Source organism: Halogranum roseipondis, from assembly GCF_059695585.1.
The window spans coordinates 1,070,999-1,091,306 of sequence record NZ_CM185235.1 but is presented as its reverse complement, the minus strand read 5'-3'; the positions used below and the strand labels follow the sequence as shown (position 1 = coordinate 1,091,306).

The window sequence follows — 20,308 nt, the reverse complement described above, 5'->3', positions numbered from 1 at the left end:
AGTACGTCAGAGGAGACAGTTTCGGTTGTCCCGTACTCGATCGTCCGCTGTCGTTCGGTTAAACTGTAGTTTATCGTAGCTTTCGTGCCGGCTAACGTCGCGGCCGGAGCGGGAGAACGGACGTCCCACCGGCGGAGACGAGCGGACGAACGGTCCGTGAGAGACGCCGAAGCACGTGAGAGACGCTGAACCACGTGAGAGACGCTGAACCACGCGGCGTCGAGTTCTCGGGTCTCGGCGTCGCTCGCCACCAGCCCCATTCCGACACGCGTTTACGCCCGCCCCGTCTCACTCCCCACAATGTCGATGCGCGTGACGTTTCTCGGTACGAGCGGGGCGGTCCCGACGACGGAACGGGCCCCCAGCGCCGTCCTCGTCAACCGCGAGGGCGAGCGACTGCTGTTCGACTGCGGTGAGGGGACCCAGCGGCAGATGATGCGGTTCGGAACCGGGTTCGACGTCTCGCATCTCTTCGTCACGCATCTCCACGGCGACCACATCCTCGGCATCCCCGGGTTGGTCCAGTCGTGGGACTTCAACGAACGCGACGAGGCGCTGGCGATCCACGCTCCGCCGGGGTCGAAGAAACACGTCAGGCGTCTCGTCCACGCCGGGGGCTACGACCCGGGGTTCCCCATCAACGTCCACGAGGTCGCTCCCGGTTCGACCGCGCTCGCCGGCGACGAGTACGAGGTACGGACGTTCGAGACGAACCACCGCACGCGCTCGCAGGGCTACGCCATCGTCGAGGACGACCGGCCGGGCCGCTTCGACCGCGAGAAGGCCGAGGAGGAACTCGGCATCCCACCGGGACCGCTGTACGGCAAGCTGCACGAGGGTGAGGCCGTCGAACTCGACGACGGCCGGGTCGTTCAGCCCGAAGAGGTCGTCGGCGACCCGCGGCCGGGCCGGAAACTCGTCTACACCGGCGACACACGACCCGTACAGGCGACCGTCGATATCGCCGAGAACGCCGACCTGCTCATCCACGACGCCACCTTCGCCAGCGACGAGTCGGGCCGCGCCCGGCAGACCTACCACTCGACGGGACGGGAGGCCGCGGACGTCGCGTCCCGCGCGAACGTCAAGCGACTCGCGCTGACGCACATCTCCTCGCGCTACGCCGGCGACGCGAGTCCCATCGAAGCGGAGGCGCGCGAACGGTTCGACGGGGAGTGTTTCGTCCCGAGCGACGGTCAGAAGGTCGACGTCCCGTTCCCGGACGCCGAGTAGGTCGCTTTCGCTACGTCTCGCGCAGGGAGTCGGCGTCAGCGTCGGCGGGTTCGAGTTCTCCGTCGGCGTCGACAGCGCCGTCCGCACACGCCGAACAGTAGACGTTCTCGCCGTCGTCGAGCAGGAGGACGGGAACGCCGAACAGTGCCCACTCGCGGACGAAGCGGCGGCGTTCGCCGTCGTCGACGACCGCGTCGCACTCCGCACAGCGACGTCGGCCGTCCCCGTCGAGCGGTTGCCGAAGAACGCGCGTCGCCGGCCCGACCGTCGACCGCCGGTAGGCGGGCTGCCGGGTCGCCACCAGCGCGACGCCGGCGAGGAGCGCTAGGACGAACGCGACGAGGACGACGCGGCCGACCGAGAGCAGCACCCCGCGGGCGAGGAAGCCGACGAAGAGGAGCGTCGCGAGGCCGACGACGGCGAGAGCGCGGCGGTCCATCGTCGACTACGACTGCGCCGCGTCGGTCGAACTGTTGCCGCTCGACTGTCCAGCGGTCGTCGACCCGCTGCTGTCGGCGTTCGAGTCGGCGTCGAGGTTCCGGACGAACTGCGGGTAGCCGTCCCCACCGACGGGGATGTAGACGGTGTCAGTCTCGTCGAGTCGCTGGATGTACTGCTGGGCGAGCACCTCGTCCGTCAGCGACTCGCTGACGATGCGGTTGGCCTCGGCCTCACCCTGCGCTTCGATCTCTTTGCGGTCGGCTTCGAGCTTCTCGACCTCGAGTTCGCTCTGTTTCTGCTGACGACGCTGTTCGGTGATCTCCTTCTGCTCGACTGCTTTCGCGTACTCCGCGGGGAGTTCGACGTTCCGTATCTGGACGGCTTCGAGGATGAGGCCGTCGTTGGAGAACTCGTCTGCGAGCTCCTGCTCGGCGGCGAGCTTCAGCTTCGTCTGCCCTTCGCCGGTGTAGATCTCGGTGACGGGGAGGCGTCCGGCCTCCGTCCGGAGAACCGAACGGATCGACGGACGGATCAGCCGCTCTTCGGCGGTGTCGAGCGTGCGGTACTTCCGGTAGAAGTTCACCGCCTTGCCGGCGTCGACGCGGTAGCGGACGGTGACGTCGATGTCGGTGCGGAGACCGTCTTCGGTGAGCACGCGGATGGCGTCGTCGCCGCGCTGCTGTCCTTCACCCTGCTGGGCGGACATCGTGTAGGACTGCGGACGGACGGAGAGGCTACTCGTCGACTGCGAGACCGGGTTGACGAAGTGGGCGCCCGGCTCGAACACCGTGCCGGTCGTCGCGCCCCACTTCTTGACCACCTTCACGTTCCCCTCGTCGACGGGTTCCCAAGCGAGGAGTCCGGCGACGGGAGCAGCGAGGAGGAGCAGGGCCAGGAGACCGGCGACGGCGGTTCGGCGGAGGTTGTCGGGACCGATTCGTGGAGGGTCTGGGTCGGTACTCATGTTACCACGGCGAGAACTCGACCCCCTACCGATTTGACGTTTCGGATTCCCGATAGACGAGCGACGGGACGCGCCGAGATAGGACCGGCGTGGGGTATTTATCGACCGACCCCCTAGCGGAGACTCGTGAGCACCCGGACGAGTGCGCTCGACTCGCTGGTGTTCGGCGTCGACATCCAGAGTGGCGACATCCGGGGGGACGCCCCCTCCTACGCGGTCGTCGCCTTCGACGGCGAACATCTCGACAGGGACGTCGTCTCCTTTCGGAAACTCCGACGACTCGTCGAGCGCGAAGAACCGGCTATCGTCGCCACCGACAACATGTACGAACTGGCGGCCGACAAGGACGCCCTCGTACGGTTCCTGCAGTCGTTGCCCGCCGAGACGAAACTCGTGCAGGTGACCGGTGCAGAGCAACCGGAACCCCTCTCGAGAGTGGCCTCCCGTCACGGCGTCCCCTACGGGAAGGAACCGATGAAGGAGGCCGAGGCCGCCGCCCGACTCGCCGCCGCCAACGTCGGCTACGAGGTGTCGGCGTTCACCGACACGACGACCGTCAAGGTCGCCCGCGGCCGGTCGACCGGCAAGGGCGGGTGGAGCTCCGACCGCTACACGCGCCGCATCCACGGCAACGTGAAGACGACCGCCCGCGACGTCGAGTCGAAACTGCAGGAGGCCGGCCTCGACTACGAGCGCGACGTCACCGAGAAGTACGGCGGCTTCTCGAACGCCGTCTTCACCGTCGAGGCCCGCCCGCAGGACATCCCCGTCTCCAACCGCCGCTCCGGCGACATCCGCATCGAGATCGAGCGCGACCGCCGCGACGGGATCGAGTTCGAGCCCTTGGTGAAGCGCCGCGACCACGTCATCGTCGGCATCGACCCCGGGACCACGACGGCCGCCGCCGTCGTCGACCTCGACGGCACCGTCCTCGACGTCCTCTCGACGCGGACGGCCGACACCGCCGACGTCATCGAGTGGCTCATCGAGCGCGGCCGACCCATCGTCGTCGCCGCCGACGTGAACCCGATGCCCGAGACGGTCGAGAAGTTCCGCCGCAGTTTCGACGCGGCGGGGTGGCGGCCCGACACGGATCTCCCGGTCGACGAGAAGCTTCACCGCACACGCAACGACGAGTACGACAACGACCACGAGCGCGACGCGATGGCCGCCGCGCTGTTCGCGTTCGACGCTCACGAGGACCAGTTCGACCGCATCACGCAGAAGGTGCCGCCGCGAGTCGACCGCGGGGAGGTCATCGCCCGCGTCGTCTCCGGCGAGGAGTCCGTCGAAGCCGTCCTGCGTGACCTCTCGGACGACGAGGAGTCGTCCGAGGAGTCGACGGAACACGTCGAACGCGAACTCTCCGCCGAGGAGAAGAAGATCAAGCGACTGGAGTCGCAGGTCGACCGCCTCGAGTCGCACGTCGACGACCTGAAAGACCGCCTCGCGGACCGCGAGGAGACGATCGAGGAGTACAAACAGGAACTGTCGGACGCTCGCCGCGAGGAACGGCGAGAGGCCCGCGAACGACGCGAGGTCAACCGTCTCGAACGCGAGAACTCCCGTCTCGAACGCGAACTCTCCGCCGAGGAGGAGCGCGCCGACGAGCTCCAGTCGAAGCTCTCGCGGCTGAAAGACCTCTGGAAGCTCGACCACTCGAACTTCGCCGACGTCGCCGAGGGGCGCGATCTCGTCCCCGTGAAGGTCGTCGAGCAGTTCACCAAGGGAGCCATCGAGGACACCGACGAGGAGTACGGCATCTCCACGGGCGACGTGGTGTATCTCCGCGACGCCAGCGGGGCCGGCCGGAGCACCGCCCAGCGCCTCGCCGAGAAGAACCCTCGCGTCGTCCTCCGATCGGGCGGTCTCTCGGAGGTCGCCGACGAACTCCTGTTCGACCACGACATCCCCGTCGGCCCCGCCGAGGACGTCTCGATCCAGGAGATCGACGAGCTCGCGATCGCCCGCGAGAGCGACGTCGAAGCCGCCATCGAGGACTGGAAACGTCGCGCCGAGAATCGCCGCAAGGAACAGAAGTCGGCGATGGTCGACCAGATCATCAGCGAACACCGCGCCAACGGCGGGCGAGAGGAGTAGCCTCGTCGCTCTCTGGCGCTCTCCAACGCTCCCCACCAGATCCCGACGCTCAGTCGTACTGTCGAGCGACGACGCTGAGACTCCCGCCTTCGTCGATGTAGACCTCCAGATTCTCGCCTGTGACGCCGCCGTCCGGGGCCTCGGTCAGTTCGACCGTGGTGCTCGCCGTCCCTCCGTCCCTCGGGGGGTCCTCGCCACCGTCGCTGTCCCCGTTCCCGTCTCCGTCCAGCGTCACCGTCACCTCGTACGTCCCAGGTTCGGTGAGCAACTCGTTTCGGAGTCCCCACTCGCCGGCACCGACGTCGACGGTCTCTCGACGCGTCTCGCCGTCGGTCCGGACGTCGAGACGGAGCGTGTGAGCGACGTCGTCGTCGTTGACGACGAGCAGCGACCCGGGCTTGGGGTCGCTGTCGATGGCCGCACAGCCGGCGAGCAGGCCGACCGAGAGCAGGCCGGTCGCCCGGAGTAGCGACCGACGGGTCGACGTCGCAGACGCGACGGTGGAGGTGGAGAACGGGGAGCGCATCGTCTCGTCGTGACGGCGCAGCGGGCATGGCTCTTCCGCTCTCCCGCCTCCGTGTCACTCGCACCGCCGCCGCGCCTCGTGTCCCTGTGCCGCTCCTACCGCCGTCGCGTGTCGCGTTCACCCGCACGCACCGGCAACCACGCAAGCTATTACGGCCGATTCACAACCGACGTGGTGTGCCGCGCTTCGACTACCCGTGTCCCGGCTGTCGCACCACGAACAGCCTGCACGACGCCGACTGCCGTTTCGAGGGCACCCAGTGGCCGACGGTGGAGAAAGCCTACGTCGACATCGTCTCGCTGCTCTCCGTCGCTCCTCGCGCCGAAGACAGTCTGCCCGAACTGGTTCACGGCGAGTGGGACAACCTCCACAAGGCGGCGCTGGACTACCTCAAGCGCCAGCAACGCGTCGTCGTCGAGGACGGCGCGCTGCGCCTCCTGACGGCCGCCGAGTACAAGGAACTCGTCTCCGAACCGACCCGAGAGCCGATGCGGACCCTCTACCGGAAGGGAAGCGTCCCCGGCTGTCACGACAACGCCGTCTTCGCCATGGTCGCGTGGTACGAGATGGTCGGCCTGTCGTGGGCCGAGACGAAGGAGCACGTCGTCGAGTGGCTTCGAGAGTCCGGGTCGTGGGACCGCGGCGGATTCGAGGAGGCCTCTCCCGAACAGCTCGTCGAGAGCAAGCGCCACGTCTACGAGGCCGGTTACGGCTGGAAGGAGAAGGCGCAGGCGGCCAAGCGGGTCATCGACCGGAGCCTGTGAGGGAGTTCGCGGAGCGAGTTCACACCGACCACTTGGCGCGTGGCTTCGCTCCTGCTGGGACCGACCTCACCTGGAGCGAGACGGAGCCTGTTTAGCCATCTGTATTAGCGATGTATGAGCCCCAGTATCCGCCTTCGAACGTCGTCAGCGGAGTCGTACCGTTGGTTATCGGTTGCGGCAAGCACTTTCTCGAAGGATTCCTCCCCGCGCTGCGTTTCGATCTCGTACTGGCCATACGTCTCGACCAATTCGTCCGTGGTCGTCGGATAGCTGTGAGTTTCGAGTGCTTCATCAAGGTCGCCAAGTCGTCCACCAAGGTCACCACGCATCGCACGCTCTTCACCGGCGCGATTACGTCTCTCCTCTGTCTTCCGTTTTGGCTGACTTCGCTCTTCGTCATCCGCATGCTCGTCTCGGTGCTGTCTGTCGCTCGCCATTCCTCACAGTAGGAGGCCGAGTCGGATAACGGTGTGGGCGCTTATCGGCGTAACCGCTGCGAACACACTTTACAACACCTCTCCAGACCTACCAAGAAGGCGAGATCAGGGAAAGCGTTAGGCCCGTCGCCGCCGCCGTCCCTATATGAACGGCCCCGAAGCCGCCACTGTCGTCGACGCCGACCCCGAGGCCGCCGTCGCTTCCCGCCGACGCGCGCTGGCGGCGGTGATCGGCGTCGTCTTCATCGACCTGCTCGGCTTCGGCATCGTGATCCCCATCCTCCCGTTCTACGTGCGGAGCTTTCTCGTCAGCGACGTGTTCATCGGGCTGTTGGCGGCCTCCTACTCGCTCATGCAGTTCCTCTTCGCCCCGCTCTTGGGCCGACTCTCGGACGAACGCGGGCGTCGCCCCGTGCTGATGCTGTCGCTGTTCGGGAGCGTCGTCGCCTGGACGGTGTTCGGCCTCGCGGGCGAGTTCTCGGAGGCGTTCGGCCTCACGGCCGGGCTGGCCGTGCTGTTTCTCGCACGGATGGTCGCCGGCGCGATGGGCGGCAACATCGCCACCGCACAGGCGTACATCGCCGACATCACGCCGCCGGAGCGACGGGCGGGGGCGCTGGGCCTCATCGGCGCGTCGTTCGGCCTCGGCTTCGTCTTCGGCCCCGCACTCGGCGGCGTCTTCGCCAGCGACGTCGTCGTCACGGCCGCCCGCGACGTCTTCCCGTCGTTCGTCCCGGCGACGCGGTTCTCGTTGCCGAGTTTCGCGGCGGCCGGGCTGAGTCTCCTCTCGCTGGCGTCGGCGGCGCTGTTCCTCCCCGAACCCGCCCGACAGCGCCGGACGAGCGCTCGACGGACGCTCGTCGGCCAGTTCCTCGACGCGCTCCGCGACGCCGACCTCCGCGGGCTGGTCGTCGCGTTCTTCCTCGTCTCCGTGGCGTTCTCCGGCGTGCAGGTGATGTTCATTCCCTTCGCGGCGGACATCTACGGCTACGACGAGACGCAGACGGCGCTGCTCTTGACCTACGTCGGCGTCCTCGGCGTCGTCAACCAGGGCGTCGTCGTCGGCCGCCTCTCGCGGCGGTTCGCCGAGTCGCGCATCGCCCTCGCGGGTGCGGCGCTGCTCCTCGTCGCGCTGGCGGCCATCCCCTTCTCGCCGCAGTTGGGGGCGCTCCTGCCGGCGGTCGGTGGACCGCCGTACCTGACGCGGGAACTCCTCGCTTTGCTCGTCGTGCTCGCGACGCTGTCGCTCGGCAACGGCCTGTTGAACGTCGCGCTCACGACGCTCGTCTCGATGGCGGCGTCGGCAGAGACACAGGGAAGCGCCTTCGGCGTCACGCAGGGGGCCGGGAGTCTCGGTCGGACCGTCGGCCCGCCGACGATGGCGGCGTTGTACGCGCTCGTCGCCTACTGGTCGCCGTTCGTCGCCGGTGCGGTGTTGTTGCTGCCGGTCGTCGGACTCCTCGTCGGCGTCGTCCGTCTCGCGTCCGCCTCCGCCCGGTGACGTCTCTCCGCTGGCGAGTCGTGTGACTCGGCGTCCGGTACTGTGTCCTCAAAAAAGGTGGTGTGGCGACCTCAGAACGCCTTCAGGCGGACCTCGTCGTCGGTGACGCGCTCGACGGATCCTTCCTGCAGCGGATAGGAGTCCTCGTCGGTGTCGCCCCAGCCGAGCTTGGCCATGATGGTGTCGGTCAGCCCGGGGTCGGCTTCGACGTACGCAGTCCCGTGTTCGACGTCGACGATACGTCCGACCTGTTCACCGTCGGCACCGACGACCGCCTTGCCTTCGTCGTCCTCTGTGATGTTTGTCGCCATACACGACTGGATTCGACGGCCTCACAGATAGGCGTTCTTGCCAACGATAAGAACGGTGATAGATCAGGCTCGCCGACCGTCAGTCGCTCTGGATGCGCGGGGCGAGCATGTACGTCACGTGGCCCATTCCCTCGCCGAACTCGTAGTGGAGCTTCACCGGGAACTCCTCGCCGAGTTCGACCGTCACCTCGGCGTCGGAGGGGATCGCCTTGTTCATGTCCTTGAGGTAGTCCAGCGAGAACAGCGAGTCGGCCGGGCCGGCGGTGAGGTCGATGAGCTCGTCGCGGGTAATCTCGAGGTCGACGTCGTCGGTGTCGCCCTCGGCTTCGATGTAGAACGCCTCGGCCTCCTCGTCGACGCGGAGGCGGATGTGGTCCGACACCATGTCGGCGGCCGTGATCCCGCGGTCCATCTGGTTCCCCTCGAGGACGATCTCCGCGGGGAGATCGAGATCAGGGATGTCCGGCTCCTGACGGATGGAGTCGGGGTCGATGAGCGCGAGCGTGTAGGAGAGCCCGTCGATCTGGATGTGGAGCTTCCGCGTCTCCTCGTCGAGTTCGAGTTGGATGAGGTCGCCCGAGTTGGCCATCCCCGCGATGTCCTCCAGTCGCGAGAGGTTGACGCCGATGACGCCGCCGTCGGCCTCGTACGACTCGAACGCCGCCGCCTCCAGCGAGAGGTCGACCATCCCGACGTTGGCGGGGTCGACCGCACGGATGGCGAGTTCGTCCTCGTTCAGTCGAATCTTACACTCCTCGACCAGCACGCTTACCGAGTCGAGCGCGTCTCGGAGCGTCGACGCACTGACGATGGCCTTGAACATATGCTGCGTGCTACGAGATGGGCCTTAAAAATACTCCTGATTTATCGTAGTGTGTAGCGTGTGCGAGCGCGCACGTTGGTAGAGTGCAACCGATGAATGTGAGGAGTGCAGCCGATGGATGTGAAGAGACGGTAGCGACGAGCCGATTGATAAACGACTTGCAAATACAGCCCGTCTTCATGTCTCTCCGGCGACCGTTCTCTCACCATGGCCGAAATCGAGGCGTCGCGAGAGCTGTCACGAGCGGACGTCGCAGCGTACCTCCGCGAGTTCGCCGACCAACTGGACGCGGAGGGGACACACGAGGCCGCCGAGACGACCCGTTCCGACCGTGAACGGACGAAGCCCGCCGAGACACGGTCGAACGATCGAACGACCGCGACGGATACGGCGAACGACACCGGAGGCGGCCGGAGCGCGGAGCGCTCGGAGACGCCGGACGCCGAGCGGACCGACACCGACAGCGGGGCCGACGTCGGCCACCGAGCGAAGTACGACAAGGTGACGTTCTACGTCGGCGACGACAGCGCCACGATCAACCCGCCGGAGACGATGACGCTCGACGTCGCCGTCGACTCCGACTCCGCGATGTTGACCTCCGCGAGTCGACGCAGCGTCGACTTCCACCTCGAGTGGGACGCCGACGCCGTCGACGACGGGGACGAACTCCACATCGAGTGAGTTCAGAAGAGCCCGAACACGAACCCGAGACCCATTCCGACGAGGACGACTGCCGAGACGACCGGAAGGTAGGGAACGTACTGCTCGACCGTCTCTTGGGAGTGTTCGTACCCCGCCACGAGGAGCAACGTCAGTCCGACGATTCCGACGACGACGGTGAGCGCGTAGGCGGTCATCAGTTCGAGACAGTAGTTCGACCCGGCACACAGTGCGATGATCTCGAACTCCTCCTCGTGGGCGAACCCCAGTAGGAAGGCGAACCACGCGAGGCCGAGGATACCCCGGTCGGCGGCGTCGGTACTGGTGTGGGCGTGAGAGTGCCCGCGTGACTGTGCGCCGTTGCCGCTCGGCAGCAGACGCTGTAGTCGGTCGAACAACTCGCCATCGTCGTGGGTGTGGGCGTCGTTCTCGGCGGCGTCTGGCTCGTGACGGGGTAGACTCGTTCCCGGTCGTTCGAGCGGTGTCTCGCCGAGTTGGTCGTTGATTCGGTCACCGGTGAGACGACCGCGCTCGTCGTGTGGATGGTCGCCGTGGTCGTGCGTATGGCCGCTGTGTTCGTGGCCGTGTTCGTGCCCGTGGGAGTGACCGTGCGTGTACTCACGAACGCCGAGCACCACGAGCACGACGCCCGCGACGATGCTCACCGGACCGCCGATTTGGACCCCGAGAACCCGAACCGGTTCGTTGACCTGCGTGAGCTCGAAGTGCGCCGTCGCGAGGAAGAACACGCCGACCATCGCGATGCTGCTGACGAGGTGGCCGACACCGAGGACGACCCCCGCTGTGAGGCCGGCGAGCCACTTGTTCGACCGGTCGAGCGCGTACGAGGCAGCGATTGGCCAGCCGTGGCCCGGTTCGATCCCGTGGACGAATCCCAGTGCGATCGCCCCGAGGAACAGTCCGAACGTATCGGCGAACAGCATCTCTGCCGGGAGATCGGTCGGCAGCGACCATAGGGGTAGTTATTACCCGATCGGGGGCCACGTCATAACGGGTTTGACGTTCTCGTAGCGACATCTCTCACGGCATGCGAACGAGTTTCAACGTTCCCGACGACCTCCTCGCAGAGTTCGACCGTGTGTGGCACGAACAGGGGATCGAGAACCGCTCGCGGGCCGTCCGCGAGGCGATGCAGGAGTACGTCGAGGCCCACTCGCGACTCGAAGCGACGACGGGAGAGGTGGTCGCACTCGTCGGCTTCGACTACCGCCACCACGACGTCATCCGCGAACTGCACGCCGTGCAACACGAGTATCAGGACGTCATCCTCAACACCAGCCACACCCACCAGGGCGAGTGGTGTCTGGAGTCGCTGTTCTGTCGCGGTCCCGCCGAGCGCGTTCGAGAGTTGACCTACCGACTCCGTGACTTCGACGCCGTCAGCCGGGTGAAGGTGATGGTCATCCGGGACGACCCCGAGCACTGACAACGAAGCCTGTTTACCGCTCGGTCGTCTACCGTCGCTCAACAGATGGCTCGCAAAGACCAATACTACAACAAGGCCAAACAGCAGGGCTACCGCGCCCGCTCGGCCTACAAGCTCAAACAGCTCGACGAGACGGCTGGACTCTTCTCGCCCGGCGACCGGGTCGTCGACCTCGGAGCCGCCCCCGGCGGGTGGCTGCAGGTCGCCGCCGAGGAGGTCGGCGAACACGGGAAGGTCGTCGGCGTCGACCTCCAGCGCATCGACGAGCTGGAGGCGCGCAACGTCCAGACCATCCGTGGCGACATGACTGACGACGAGACCAAAGCGCAACTGATGGACGCCGTCGGCGCGGACGGCGCGGACGTCGTCGTCTCCGACATGGCACCGAACATGACCGGCGAGTACAACCTCGATCACGCCCGATCGGTCTATCTCGCCCGTCAGGCGTTCGAGGTCGCTCTCGACCTGCTCGACAGCGGCGGCGACCTCGTGGTGAAGGTGTTCGACGGGCCGGATCTGCCGGACCTGCGCGCCGACATGGAAGAAGAGTTCCAGTACGTCCGAGCGACTCACCCCGACGCCTCCCGACAGGAGTCCTCCGAACTCTACCTCGTCGCGAAGAAACGCATCACGGCCCCCGTTCGAAAGGGCGACGAACTGGAGGTCGAAGTCGTCGACGTCGGCGGCGAGGGCGACGGGATCGCCAAGGTCGAGGAGTTCACCGTCTTCGTCCCCGGTACGGAGGCGGGGGACGTCGTCACCGTCGAGATCACCGACGTGAAGCCGCGGTTCGCGTTCGCCGAACGCGTCGACGCCGAGTAGGACGGCCGCCGTCCGACGCGGTCGCTCTCGAGCGTCCGTACTCTCCTCTCTTCTCTCGACACCGCCGCCGTTCAGCTATCAGTCTTCGGGGTCGAGCGGTTCCGGATCGAAGGCGTTCAGTTCGTACGCCGTCTGTCGGACGTCCACCTCGGCCTCGCGGATCACGAGATCGATCGCGAGCGCCGTCTCACAGGGTTCTTCTTCCCGTCTGACCCCCCTGCAGTGTCCGGTGGCGATGATGTCGCCGAACGACGTGTAGCTCCCGCAGTTCGGACAGCGGACGCCTCCCTCCATGCTGTCGCGCTCGGTTAGTCGTATTCGATGCGTCCCGGCCATGAGTGTCATTTGCTACCGACGCACATAAGCGCGACTGTGTCGTCGACGGACAGGTTCGCCGGGAGTCACGCGCCGAGCGTCACGGCGACAGGGCCGGCGTTTCGGTCTCTCGGTCGCCTCAGTCGCTCGCGGTGGGCGTGGTGCCTTCGTAGCCGTCCGGTCGGAGCGCGCCGACCGTCGCGTAGACGAGCGGCGTGTCGAGCAGTGCGATGAGCAGTTTCGCGAGGTACTGTCCGACGACGACGCTCACGACGGCGGCCGTCGGCAGCGGCTGTCCGGTCCCGAGAACGACCGGGGCGACGGCGAAGGCGACGACGGTGAAGATGACCGTGTCGATGAGTTGGCTCGTCGCCGTCGACCCGACGTTGCGGAGCCAGAGCATCGACCCGTCGGTCGCCTCGCGGATCCGGTGGAAGACGACGACGTCCCAGTTCTGGCTGACGAGGTAGGCCAGCGACGACCCGAGGACGATGTTCGCCCCCGACCCGAGAACGGTCGCGAACTGGCTGGGGTCGACGGGGCTCCCCTGTGCGGCCGGGATCCGGATGGTGAGGAAGACGAGCGCCAGCATCACGAAGTTCATCGCGAAGCCGACGTTGACCACGCGGCGAGCGAACGACTCGCCGTACAGCTCCGAGATGCAGTCGGAGGCGAAGTAGGTGGCCGCGTAGGCGAGCGTCCCACCCGGTGCCGTGAGCGCGATGCCGACGACGGGGATCGTGAGCGACAGCAGCTTCGAGGAGACCAGCTGTGCGGTCACCAGCGCGGTGACGAACAGGGCGACGAGTGCGATGGGTGCCACGGAGGGCTCACGGCTTCGCTCACTCATCGGCTGCGTCTCTGGTCCGTTCGTCGAGGCGTCCGTGTCGTTCGTCGATCTCGTCGAGGAGGTCCAGCGTCTTCCGGACCGACGCGCGGATGGCGTCGCTGCGGTTGACGAACTTCCCTCCCTCGCCGACGTGGTCGTCCAGGTCGGCGAGTAACTCGTCGGGAATCTCGACGCTTATCTTGGCCATACGTGAATATTCCTCGGGTAACACTTACCTCTTACAGTTCGAGTACCGCATGCAAGTGTTGCCACTGGCGACCGGCGCCGAGAGAAGGGGTGTGAGGGACCGAGCGTGTCGGCTTCCGTCGAGAGAAGCGGCGTGAGAGGTCGAGGTGGGTCAGGTCAGACGTCCGACGCGCGTGGCCGGGCCAGGTCGCGGCGACCGCCGAACGTGATGACGTACAGGACGGCGAGTCCGAGTCCGTAGGCAGCCATCAGCGGGATCGTGACGAGGAACATCGTCAGGATGCCCGCGGGCGTGAAGAACGCCGCGAACGTCAGGATGCCCACCGTCACCTCCCGCCAGCGACCCCGCATGGCCCGGTAGGAGACGCCGCTGGTGTTGAGAAGCACCATCAACACCGGGACGTCCGCCAGTAGACCGATGCCGGCCGTCGTGTAGAAGATGAGCCAGAAGAAGTCGGAGATGCGGTAGCTGATGACCATATCCGCCGCCACCGCGTCGGCGACGAGGAACGAGATGACCGTCGGTGCGACGTAGAGGTAGCCGACGGCGAACCCGCCGACGAGGCCGACGAGCAGCGCCCCCATCCAGCCGAAGATGACGTAGCGACGGCCGTAGACGAGCTTTCGCTCGCGGAGCGCGGGCCACGCGAGGAACGCGACGAGCGGGAGCGTCATCACCCCGGCGACGAGCGTCGAGAACTTCACCTCGAAGATGAGCGCCTCGACGGGGTGGAGCGTGATGACCGTCAGCGCCTCGGGGTTGACGGCCGCGGGCAGACGGTCGAGGAAGTTCGTCTTCACGTCGCCGATCCCGCCGCTGTAGAGCCACGTGAACGTCCCTCCGAGGACGAGCATGAACCACCCGACGACCCAGAACGCCTTCGAGGTGAGGCTCTCGATGATGAACATGATGTCGGTGTAGTAGCCACCGATGTCGTCCTCGTCGCGCTCGCCGTCGGTGAGTTCCGAGAGGAACGACCCGCTGGCCCGGGTCGCCCGGTCCTCGATGCTACCGGGGGCGCTCCCCTCGGCCGTCCCTGCCTCGCCGCGCTCGCCGGTCTGGACCATCGACTCGTCGCCGTCGACGTCGGCCTCCTGTGCCTCGTCGAAGCGGTCGAGGACGGCCTGCGCCTTCGTGTGGTCGCCGTCGTCGATCGCCTCGCTGGCGATCTGCAGCGCCTCTGACTCCGAGAGCGCCGCGAACGCCTCCAGCGGCGCCGCACGGACGCCCGCCTCGTCGAGCTCTCGGAGGTCGATCCCGGTCGGGTCGCCCAGTTCGCCGGTCGACTCGGTCGACTCGGTCGACTCGCCGAGCGCCGAGACGACGAAGTACATCAGCGCGACGGCGGCGACGACGAGGCCGAGCACCGCCCCGACGAGGACGGCGTTGGCCGTCGGCGACAGCGGCAGGAGGTCGGCCGCCGGGAGCAGGCGGTAGTCGGTGTATCCGCCGATCGTGCTCGTGTCGAGATAGCCGTTGACGCGGGCGACTCCACCGCGGGTGTAGAACAGGTACGCAGCGGCGACGGCGGCGGCGAACACGCCCGCGAGGACGTTCCAGTTCGCCCTCGCTACCGCCCGGAAGTCGGTCTGTTCGCTCCCCCGACGGGCGGTGACGACGATCTTGGCGAGATAGAGGCTGAAGCCGTAGAGGACGAGCAGCGGCGCGGCCCACATGATCTGCGTGAACGGGTCCGGCGGCGAGAAGACGGCACCGAAGACGAAGATGGCCAGCACCGCGTACCGCCACTTGTCGCGGAACGTCTCGTAGGGGACGATCTCGGCGTAGGAGAGCGCGGTGATGGCCAGCGGCATCTGGGCGGCCAACCCGAAGGAGACGGTCAGGAGGAAGATGAACTGCGCCCATTTGACGATGGAGTACCGCGGCGCGAGGTCGACCGCGATGGCGTTCTCGGCGAGGAACTGGAACATCAGCGGGAAGAAGAGGAAGTAGCCGTAGAAGAGCCCCAGCGTGAACAGGACGGCCGAGAGCAGGCCGATCCCGACTAGCTTCCAGGTCGCGACGGGGGCCTGCGGCCAGTAGCCACGCTCTCTGAGGGCGTCGCGAGCGAAGTAGATGAAGGCGGGGGCGGCGATGATGAGCCCGGCGGCCATACTGATCTTCGCCTGCAGCAGGATGACGTCGAAGGGAGTCTGTGCGATCAGTTCGACGTCGCCGGCAGTCTGGGCGTCCATCCGGGACTCCGTGACCGTCCAGAGGAAATCCCACACCGCGTACTGGAGTGCGTAGAATGCGCCGAGGAACCCGACGAGAAAGACGAGGAAGATCTTCTGTCCGTCTTTCTGGGCCGACCGCAGCATCGCGCCGGCGGTCGCCCGGCCTTCGTCGAGGGTGCGGCGGGTATCCTCGTCGAGCGCGCTAGACATACAGGGTGAAAGCCGTCTCGCAGTTATCAATCTTTTCGACCGCGGACGATGGAAAAAGGCCTATAACAGAGCGGCGGCGTAGGACAACTGAATGGGCGACGAATCGGAGTCGGATGCGGAGTCGACCGACCAGTTGGACGACCGCGACGACATCTCTCCCGAGTCCGACGAGACCGCCACCCAGTCGACCGACGAGCGGACCGAACAGGTCGACGACACGACCAGTGACGACGCCGACTCGACCGTCGACTCGGTCGACCTCGACGCGACGGCCCAAACGAACGGTGCGGAGACGAACGGTGCAGAGCCGTCCGACGACTCGCCTGGAACCGGCGAGTCGGAACCGTCCCCCGATTCGTCTCCGACGAGTGAGACGACGGACAGCGACGTCGACGCGGCCGACACTGCCGACGACACTACCGACGTCGACGCGGCCGCCGATACCGACACTGCCGACGACGACTCGGAGCCGGGACTACAGCCCGAAGCCCCCGGCGACACCGCCCTCGTCGAAGACGACGAGGCGGCGACGCTCGAACCGGTGACTGCCGACCGGGACGCCGAGCACGGACGGGCCGACGCTCGGACCGGCGATGGCGTCGTCGACGGTGAGGAGACGCCGGACGACGCCGACGGACAGTCGGACCGGACGGACGACGCCGCCGTCGCAGACGCCGAGGAGGGGTTCGCAGCCCCGGCCACGGAGTCCGGTGACGGCTTCCACGAGGACTTCGACGACGACTTCGAGGAGGACTTCGCCACCCCCGAGGACTACCACGAGGACTTCGACGACGCCGACGACGACCTCGAGGGCGGGCTGGTCGACGGTCCCGAGACCGACCAGGAGATGCCGCTCGCGGACCACATCGAGGAGATGGTCCGCCGCCTCGCCGTCGTGTTCGTCGTCGGCGGCGTGGTCGCGCTGTCGGTGTTCGGCCTCGGCGAGGTGCTCCAGTACGTCCCCAGCACCATCGACATCATCAACTTCCTCTGGAACAAGCATATCCCTGGTGCGGGACTCCCCGGCAACGAGGACCTCCGGCCGCACATCTACGGCCCGCTCGAACTCATCCTCACGAAGCTGAAGGTCGCCAGCCTCGTCGGCGTCGTCGTCGGCCTGCCGGTGTTCGTCTACGAGTCGTATCTGTTCATGCGACCCGGTCTCTACCAGAACGAGCGGAAGTACTACCTCGCCTCCGTGCCGACGAGTCTCATCCTCGCGGTCGTCGGCGTCGCCTTCGCACACTTCGTCGTGCTCCCCTCCATCTTCGCGTACTTCACCAGCTACACCGAGGGGACGGCGCTCATCGCGTTCGGCCTCTCGGAGACGTTCAACCTCATCCTCATCCTGATGGGCTACATGGCCATCGTCTTCCAGATCCCGCTTTTCATCATGCTCGCCATCATGATGAACCTCGTCACCCGGCAGTGGCTGGAGGACAAACGGCTCATCTTCTGGGGGTCGTTCCTGGGACTCGCGTTCCTCGTCAGCCCCGACCCGACGGGGATGGCACCCATCATCATCGCCATCACCATGGTGGGGCTGTTCGAGGGGACGCTGCTGCTCCTGCGGTGGACCGGCAACTAGACGCGACTAGGCGGCCAGTTCGTCGCCGCTCCCCACCTCTCTCGTCGCCACCCGCTCCGTCTCGGCCAGCGACTCCGCTCGCGCCTTCAGCGCCGCGTTCATCTCGCGGAACCCCGCCTCGGTCGCCGCTCCGACGAACCGGTCGACGACGCCGGCGAGGACGCCGCCGAACGACTCGGCGTGCGTCAGTCGGGTTCGACCGTCGTCGACGCGTTCCAGCGTGAACCGGTGGTCGCCGTCGTAGAGACCGGGGACGAACAGGTGGCCGAGCCACCGGAGTTCGCGGGGTCGCTCGACGCGCGTCACCGTGGGGCGGAACCGGAACGCTCGCTTCCCGGGCGGCGTCAGGTCGACGACAAGGTGTGCACCCTCGTTCGGACGGCCGACGACGCGCATGAACGGGTTCCACTCGGGGTAGCGCTCGAAGTCGGTCAGGACGGCCCAGACGGTCTCCGGCGGTGCGTCGACGTCGATACTCGTCGTGAGTTCTCGCATACAGTCTACTCGTCGGCCGAGACGTTCAACCTCGCGTGGCAGATCGTGTCACTGGACGTGGCACAATCCTCATCTCGTCGCCGCGTGAACCGCCAGCCATGGCGACGGTGGTGTTCGTCCGACACGGCGAGACGACGTGGAACTGCGACGGGCTGATCCAGGGGTGGGCACCGTCGCGGTTGACCGCTTGCGGCCACGAGCAGGCCCGTCGTCTCGCCGCTCACCTCGCGGCGACGTACGACGTCGACCGCGTCGTCGCCTCGGACCTCCTGCGGGCACAGGAGACCGCGGAACACGTCGTCAGGGCAGTCGGACGCACGCCGACGTTCGACGCGGCGTGGCGCGAACGCGACTTCGGGTTCCTGCAAGGGCTCACCGACGCGACAGTGTGCGAGCAGTTCCCCGAGTACGCCCTCGAAGTCGTCGGCCACGCGGCGGCGGGAGAACGGCCGCGAGGCGGCGAGAGCTTTCTGGACTGCCGTGATCGCGTGCTGACGGCCTGGCGGGGGCTCGTCGACGGACTGGACACGGACGAGACGGTGGTCGTCGTCGCCCACGGCGGCCCGATCCGGTTCGTGCTCGCCGAGTCGAAAGGGTTCGACGTCGTCGAGGCGATTCTCGGGCAAGAACAGGACAACTGCGCGCTTAACGAGGTTCGAGTGGCGAGCGCACCCGAACTCGTTCGGGAGAACGAGACGGAGTTTCTCTGAGTCTCAGCCCCTCACTCGCGCATCGGGTAGTCTTCGGCGAACACGTCGGCGACGATCGGCTCCTCGTCGTAGGCCTCGTTTGCGGGGCTGACGCTTCCGGTCTGGTAGCCGTGGAGGTCGAGCGTCACGTGGTCGAAGCCGACGTCCGAGAGGTGATCGCGGGCCGCGCGGACGAACTCGGGGTCGAGCGCCTCGTCGAGCTCCTCTTCCGCGACCTCGATGCGAGCGAGTCCGTCGTGGTCGCGGACGCGGAACTGCGAGAACCCCCACGTCCGGAGGATCCGCTCGGCCTTCTCGACGCGCGAGAGCTTCTCCTCGGTGACCTCGAGCCCGGTCGGGATGCGCGAGGAGAGACACGCCATCGACGGTTTGTCGGCGACCGAGAGGTCGTAGCGGTCGGCGATCTCCCGCACCTCGTCTTTGGTGACGTCGTGGGCCAAGAGCGGCGAGTACACCTCCAGCTCCTCGACGGCGCGGAGGCCGGGACGGTGGCCCTCGCCGGGGTCCGAGGCGTTGGTGCCGTCGCAGACGGTGTCGATCCCCAGCTTCTGGGCGGTCTCGTACATCTTGCCCAGACGCATCGTCCGGCAGTGGTAGCACCGTTCGCCGTCGTTTGCGACGAAGTCTGGATTGTCGAGCTCCGAGAACTCGACGAGCTCGTGCCGGATCCCGATCTCGTCGGCCACCCGCTTCGCGTCGTCCAGCTCCGCCTCGGGGAGCGTCTCGCTGCGGGCGGTGCAGGCGACGGCGTCGTCGCCGAGCGCGTCGTGGGCGAGCGTGGCGACGACGGCCGAGTCGACGCCGCCGGAGAAGGCGACGAGGACGCCGTCTCGCTCCGCGAGGGCGCTCCGGACGGCCGACAGTTTCTCGTCGAGAGTCATAGTCGGCGTTACGCCCGAGACTGCAAAAGCGCACTGTCTTCCGCACGTCTCGCACAGGCGACTCCGGACGTATCACGCAGACGACGCTCCCGCCGCCGTCGGTGCCGCCACAAGAGTCAGAAGTCGTCGGAACGAACCGGTGCGTGAGGAACACACAGTGACCGACCCGAACCCGCGGGACGACGGCGTGGAGTCGTACCCCGACGAACACGACGGGGCGCGACTGCTCGGGACGAGCGCGGAGGGTGGGGTGGCCTACTACCATCCCGACGACAACCTCCTGCTCGAGACGGATCTCGGCCCCGACGAGCTACGCGACGACTCCTCGGGGTGGACCAGTCGCCGAGCGCTCCCGCCCGGCGAGTCGGTCGGCGACCTCGTCGGACGACTCCAGCGGTCGCTCGGGCTCTCGGAACTGACCGAGTACGCTCGCTCACAGCTACCCGGTGTGAGCGACGGCGACTCGGAGGAGACCGACGTGGAGGGACGCTGACGCTCACGGAGCTATGACCGACTACTCGCTGCACGACCCCGAGTTCTCGGGCACGACGGACGAAGAGTGGGAGGAACCTCAGTTGGAAGACTTCGACACCGACGACCTCTCGACGATCGACGACCACTTCCTCCTCTCGGCGGACGGCTTTCCGCCGGAGAACTTCACGGATCTGAAGCTTCCGGTCGTCAACCCCGACGAGAACCTCAACCGCCACGCGCTACAGACCGCAAAGAGCGGCGGCCACGGCGTCGGCGCGATCGACGACCTCGACGACGAGACGAAGGCGGACGTAGAAGACCTGATCGACCGCCTCGCGAACGAGCAGTTCGAGGACGCGGAGTTCGGCGACTGAGCGCGCCACGGCGGCGCT

23 protein-coding genes and 1 pseudogene are annotated in these 20,308 nt (G+C 66.9%); 11 read left to right on the top strand and 13 right to left on the bottom strand.

The features are described from left to right. The first annotated feature begins 300 nt into the window (after positions 1-300). The gene (gene rnz, locus EOHIBHHM_RS05870; protein ID WP_497255529.1) at positions 301-1,233 is read left to right on the top strand and encodes a ribonuclease Z; all 933 of its coding nucleotides are present in this window, start codon (positions 301-303) and stop codon (positions 1,231-1,233) included. Positions 1,234-1,243: 10 nt separating this feature from the next. On the opposite strand, the gene EOHIBHHM_RS05865 is transcribed toward rnz, so the two are convergent. Both EOHIBHHM_RS05865 and EOHIBHHM_RS05860 read right to left on the bottom strand, forming a co-directional pair. Beyond that, positions 1,244-1,672, bottom strand: a complete 429-nt coding sequence (locus EOHIBHHM_RS05865) for a DUF8108 domain-containing protein (RefSeq protein ID WP_497255527.1) — start codon at positions 1,670-1,672, stop codon at positions 1,244-1,246. Between the two features lie 6 nt (positions 1,673-1,678). After that, positions 1,679-2,638 carry a prohibitin family protein gene (locus EOHIBHHM_RS05860; RefSeq protein WP_497255525.1) on the bottom strand — a complete coding sequence of 320 codons (960 nt, stop codon included), beginning with the start codon at positions 2,636-2,638 and terminating at the stop codon, positions 1,679-1,681. A gap of 126 nt (positions 2,639-2,764) precedes the next feature. Here EOHIBHHM_RS05860 and EOHIBHHM_RS05855 point away from each other — a divergent pair, with 126 nt between their 5' ends. After that, positions 2,765-4,738, top strand: a complete 1,974-nt coding sequence (locus EOHIBHHM_RS05855; protein ID WP_497255523.1) for a DUF460 domain-containing protein — start codon at positions 2,765-2,767, stop codon at positions 4,736-4,738. A gap of 49 nt (positions 4,739-4,787) precedes the next feature. On the opposite strand, the gene EOHIBHHM_RS05850 is transcribed toward EOHIBHHM_RS05855, so the two are convergent. After that, a complete protein-coding gene (locus tag EOHIBHHM_RS05850) occupies positions 4,788-5,264 on the bottom strand; it encodes a hypothetical protein (protein ID WP_497255521.1) in 477 nt (158 codons plus the stop codon). 176 nt (positions 5,265-5,440) lie between these two features. On the opposite strand from EOHIBHHM_RS05850, the gene EOHIBHHM_RS05845 reads away from it, so the two are divergent. Continuing rightward, entirely contained in the window at positions 5,441-6,028 is a 588-nt protein-coding gene (locus EOHIBHHM_RS05845; RefSeq protein WP_497255519.1) for a DUF7474 family protein, read from the top strand. Positions 6,029-6,132: 104 nt separating this feature from the next. Here EOHIBHHM_RS05845 and EOHIBHHM_RS05840 read toward each other — a convergent pair whose 3' ends face one another. Next, positions 6,133-6,465, bottom strand: a complete 333-nt coding sequence (locus tag EOHIBHHM_RS05840; protein ID WP_497255517.1) for a DUF5789 family protein — start codon at positions 6,463-6,465, stop codon at positions 6,133-6,135. A gap of 145 nt (positions 6,466-6,610) precedes the next feature. On the opposite strand from EOHIBHHM_RS05840, the gene EOHIBHHM_RS05835 reads away from it, so the two are divergent. Continuing rightward, positions 6,611-7,966, top strand: a complete 1,356-nt coding sequence (locus tag EOHIBHHM_RS05835) for an MFS transporter (RefSeq protein ID WP_497255515.1) — start codon at positions 6,611-6,613, stop codon at positions 7,964-7,966. A gap of 71 nt (positions 7,967-8,037) precedes the next feature. Here EOHIBHHM_RS05835 and EOHIBHHM_RS05830 read toward each other — a convergent pair whose 3' ends face one another. Both EOHIBHHM_RS05830 and EOHIBHHM_RS05825 read right to left on the bottom strand, forming a co-directional pair. Beyond that, complete coding sequence (locus EOHIBHHM_RS05830) at positions 8,038-8,277, bottom strand: DUF8593 domain-containing protein (protein WP_497255513.1); 240 nt, start codon at positions 8,275-8,277, stop codon at positions 8,038-8,040. 79 nt (positions 8,278-8,356) lie between these two features. Next, on the bottom strand, positions 8,357-9,100 hold the full coding sequence (locus tag EOHIBHHM_RS05825; protein WP_497255511.1) for a DNA polymerase sliding clamp: 744 nt from the start codon (positions 9,098-9,100) through the stop codon (positions 8,357-8,359). Between the two features lie 207 nt (positions 9,101-9,307). On the opposite strand from EOHIBHHM_RS05825, the gene EOHIBHHM_RS05820 reads away from it, so the two are divergent. After that, positions 9,308-9,781, top strand: a complete 474-nt coding sequence (locus tag EOHIBHHM_RS05820) for an amphi-Trp domain-containing protein (RefSeq protein WP_497255509.1) — start codon at positions 9,308-9,310, stop codon at positions 9,779-9,781. 2 nt (positions 9,782-9,783) lie between these two features. On the opposite strand, the gene EOHIBHHM_RS05815 is transcribed toward EOHIBHHM_RS05820, so the two are convergent. Then, positions 9,784-10,704, bottom strand: a complete 921-nt coding sequence (locus tag EOHIBHHM_RS05815; protein WP_497255507.1) for a hypothetical protein — start codon at positions 10,702-10,704, stop codon at positions 9,784-9,786. A gap of 104 nt (positions 10,705-10,808) precedes the next feature. On the opposite strand from EOHIBHHM_RS05815, the gene EOHIBHHM_RS05810 reads away from it, so the two are divergent. Next, complete coding sequence (locus tag EOHIBHHM_RS05810) at positions 10,809-11,207, top strand: CopG family ribbon-helix-helix protein (protein WP_497255505.1); 399 nt, start codon at positions 10,809-10,811, stop codon at positions 11,205-11,207. A 45-nt stretch (positions 11,208-11,252) separates the two neighbouring features. Beyond that, the gene (locus EOHIBHHM_RS05805) at positions 11,253-12,029 is read left to right on the top strand and encodes an RlmE family RNA methyltransferase (RefSeq protein ID WP_497255503.1); all 777 of its coding nucleotides are present in this window, start codon (positions 11,253-11,255) and stop codon (positions 12,027-12,029) included. A gap of 153 nt (positions 12,030-12,182) precedes the next feature. On the opposite strand, the pseudogene EOHIBHHM_RS05800 reads toward EOHIBHHM_RS05805, so the two are convergent. The 4 genes and pseudogenes from EOHIBHHM_RS05800 to EOHIBHHM_RS05785 all read right to left on the bottom strand — a co-directional run. Further along, a pseudogene (locus tag EOHIBHHM_RS05800) lies at positions 12,183-12,365 on the bottom strand (hypothetical protein); the annotation flags it as partial. Between the two features lie 118 nt (positions 12,366-12,483). Beyond that, positions 12,484-13,194, bottom strand: coding sequence for a queuosine precursor transporter (locus tag EOHIBHHM_RS05795; RefSeq protein ID WP_497255501.1), 711 nt, complete (start codon positions 13,192-13,194; stop codon positions 12,484-12,486). Next, entirely contained in the window at positions 13,187-13,381 is a 195-nt protein-coding gene (locus EOHIBHHM_RS05790; protein WP_497255499.1) for a ribbon-helix-helix domain-containing protein, read from the bottom strand. The genes EOHIBHHM_RS05795 and EOHIBHHM_RS05790 overlap by 8 nt, the downstream gene beginning before the upstream one ends. A 155-nt stretch (positions 13,382-13,536) precedes the next feature. Further along, on the bottom strand, positions 13,537-15,768 hold the full coding sequence (locus EOHIBHHM_RS05785; RefSeq protein ID WP_497255497.1) for a twin-arginine translocase subunit TatC: 2,232 nt from the start codon (positions 15,766-15,768) through the stop codon (positions 13,537-13,539). Between the two features lie 91 nt (positions 15,769-15,859). On the opposite strand from EOHIBHHM_RS05785, the gene tatC reads away from it, so the two are divergent. After that, positions 15,860-17,356 carry a twin-arginine translocase subunit TatC gene (gene tatC, locus EOHIBHHM_RS05780; RefSeq protein ID WP_497255495.1) on the top strand — a complete coding sequence of 499 codons (1,497 nt, stop codon included), beginning with the start codon at positions 15,860-15,862 and terminating at the stop codon, positions 17,354-17,356. Positions 17,357-17,362: 6 nt separating this feature from the next. On the opposite strand, the gene EOHIBHHM_RS05775 is transcribed toward tatC, so the two are convergent. Further along, the gene (locus EOHIBHHM_RS05775) at positions 17,363-17,851 is read right to left on the bottom strand and encodes an SRPBCC family protein (protein WP_497255493.1); all 489 of its coding nucleotides are present in this window, start codon (positions 17,849-17,851) and stop codon (positions 17,363-17,365) included. A gap of 98 nt (positions 17,852-17,949) precedes the next feature. Between EOHIBHHM_RS05775 and EOHIBHHM_RS05770 the strand changes: the two genes are divergently transcribed. Further along, on the top strand, positions 17,950-18,561 hold the full coding sequence (locus EOHIBHHM_RS05770; RefSeq protein ID WP_497255491.1) for a histidine phosphatase family protein: 612 nt from the start codon (positions 17,950-17,952) through the stop codon (positions 18,559-18,561). Between the two features lie 11 nt (positions 18,562-18,572). Here EOHIBHHM_RS05770 and larE read toward each other — a convergent pair whose 3' ends face one another. Then, a complete protein-coding gene (gene larE / locus EOHIBHHM_RS05765) occupies positions 18,573-19,442 on the bottom strand; it encodes an ATP-dependent sacrificial sulfur transferase LarE (RefSeq protein ID WP_497255489.1) in 870 nt (289 codons plus the stop codon). A 157-nt stretch (positions 19,443-19,599) separates the two neighbouring features. Between larE and EOHIBHHM_RS05760 the strand changes: the two genes are divergently transcribed. Further along, positions 19,600-19,935 carry a hypothetical protein gene (locus EOHIBHHM_RS05760; protein WP_497255487.1) on the top strand — a complete coding sequence of 112 codons (336 nt, stop codon included), beginning with the start codon at positions 19,600-19,602 and terminating at the stop codon, positions 19,933-19,935. A gap of 13 nt (positions 19,936-19,948) precedes the next feature. Next, positions 19,949-20,290, top strand: a complete 342-nt coding sequence (locus EOHIBHHM_RS05755; protein WP_497255485.1) for a hypothetical protein — start codon at positions 19,949-19,951, stop codon at positions 20,288-20,290. The last annotated feature ends 18 nt before the right edge of the window (positions 20,291-20,308 follow it).

Coding starts and splice junctions, on each gene's coding strand:
- EOHIBHHM_RS05810 (WP_497255505.1), top strand. CDS start 10,809: ATGCGAACGAGTTTCAACGTTCCCGACGACCTCCTCGCAGAGTTCGAC.
- EOHIBHHM_RS05835 (WP_497255515.1), top strand. CDS start 6,611: ATGAACGGCCCCGAAGCCGCCACTGTCGTCGACGCCGACCCCGAGGCC.
- EOHIBHHM_RS05820 (WP_497255509.1), top strand. CDS start 9,308: ATGGCCGAAATCGAGGCGTCGCGAGAGCTGTCACGAGCGGACGTCGCA.
- EOHIBHHM_RS05785 (WP_497255497.1), bottom strand. CDS start 15,768: ATGTCTAGCGCGCTCGACGAGGATACCCGCCGCACCCTCGACGAAGGC.
- EOHIBHHM_RS05840 (WP_497255517.1), bottom strand. CDS start 6,465: ATGGCGAGCGACAGACAGCACCGAGACGAGCATGCGGATGACGAAGAG.
- EOHIBHHM_RS05805 (WP_497255503.1), top strand. CDS start 11,253: ATGGCTCGCAAAGACCAATACTACAACAAGGCCAAACAGCAGGGCTAC.
- EOHIBHHM_RS05755 (WP_497255485.1), top strand. CDS start 19,949: ATGACCGACTACTCGCTGCACGACCCCGAGTTCTCGGGCACGACGGAC.
- EOHIBHHM_RS05825 (WP_497255511.1), bottom strand. CDS start 9,100: ATGTTCAAGGCCATCGTCAGTGCGTCGACGCTCCGAGACGCGCTCGAC.
- tatC (WP_497255495.1), top strand. CDS start 15,860: ATGGGCGACGAATCGGAGTCGGATGCGGAGTCGACCGACCAGTTGGAC.
- larE (WP_497255489.1), bottom strand. CDS start 19,442: ATGACTCTCGACGAGAAACTGTCGGCCGTCCGGAGCGCCCTCGCGGAG.
- EOHIBHHM_RS05830 (WP_497255513.1), bottom strand. CDS start 8,277: ATGGCGACAAACATCACAGAGGACGACGAAGGCAAGGCGGTCGTCGGT.
- EOHIBHHM_RS05775 (WP_497255493.1), bottom strand. CDS start 17,851: ATGCGAGAACTCACGACGAGTATCGACGTCGACGCACCGCCGGAGACC.
- EOHIBHHM_RS05790 (WP_497255499.1), bottom strand. CDS start 13,381: ATGGCCAAGATAAGCGTCGAGATTCCCGACGAGTTACTCGCCGACCTG.
- EOHIBHHM_RS05860 (WP_497255525.1), bottom strand. CDS start 2,638: ATGAGTACCGACCCAGACCCTCCACGAATCGGTCCCGACAACCTCCGC.
- EOHIBHHM_RS05850 (WP_497255521.1), bottom strand. CDS start 5,264: ATGCGCTCCCCGTTCTCCACCTCCACCGTCGCGTCTGCGACGTCGACC.
- EOHIBHHM_RS05815 (WP_497255507.1), bottom strand. CDS start 10,704: ATGCTGTTCGCCGATACGTTCGGACTGTTCCTCGGGGCGATCGCACTG.
- EOHIBHHM_RS05865 (WP_497255527.1), bottom strand. CDS start 1,672: ATGGACCGCCGCGCTCTCGCCGTCGTCGGCCTCGCGACGCTCCTCTTC.
- EOHIBHHM_RS05770 (WP_497255491.1), top strand. CDS start 17,950: ATGGCGACGGTGGTGTTCGTCCGACACGGCGAGACGACGTGGAACTGC.
- EOHIBHHM_RS05795 (WP_497255501.1), bottom strand. CDS start 13,194: ATGAGTGAGCGAAGCCGTGAGCCCTCCGTGGCACCCATCGCACTCGTC.
- rnz (WP_497255529.1), top strand. CDS start 301: ATGTCGATGCGCGTGACGTTTCTCGGTACGAGCGGGGCGGTCCCGACG.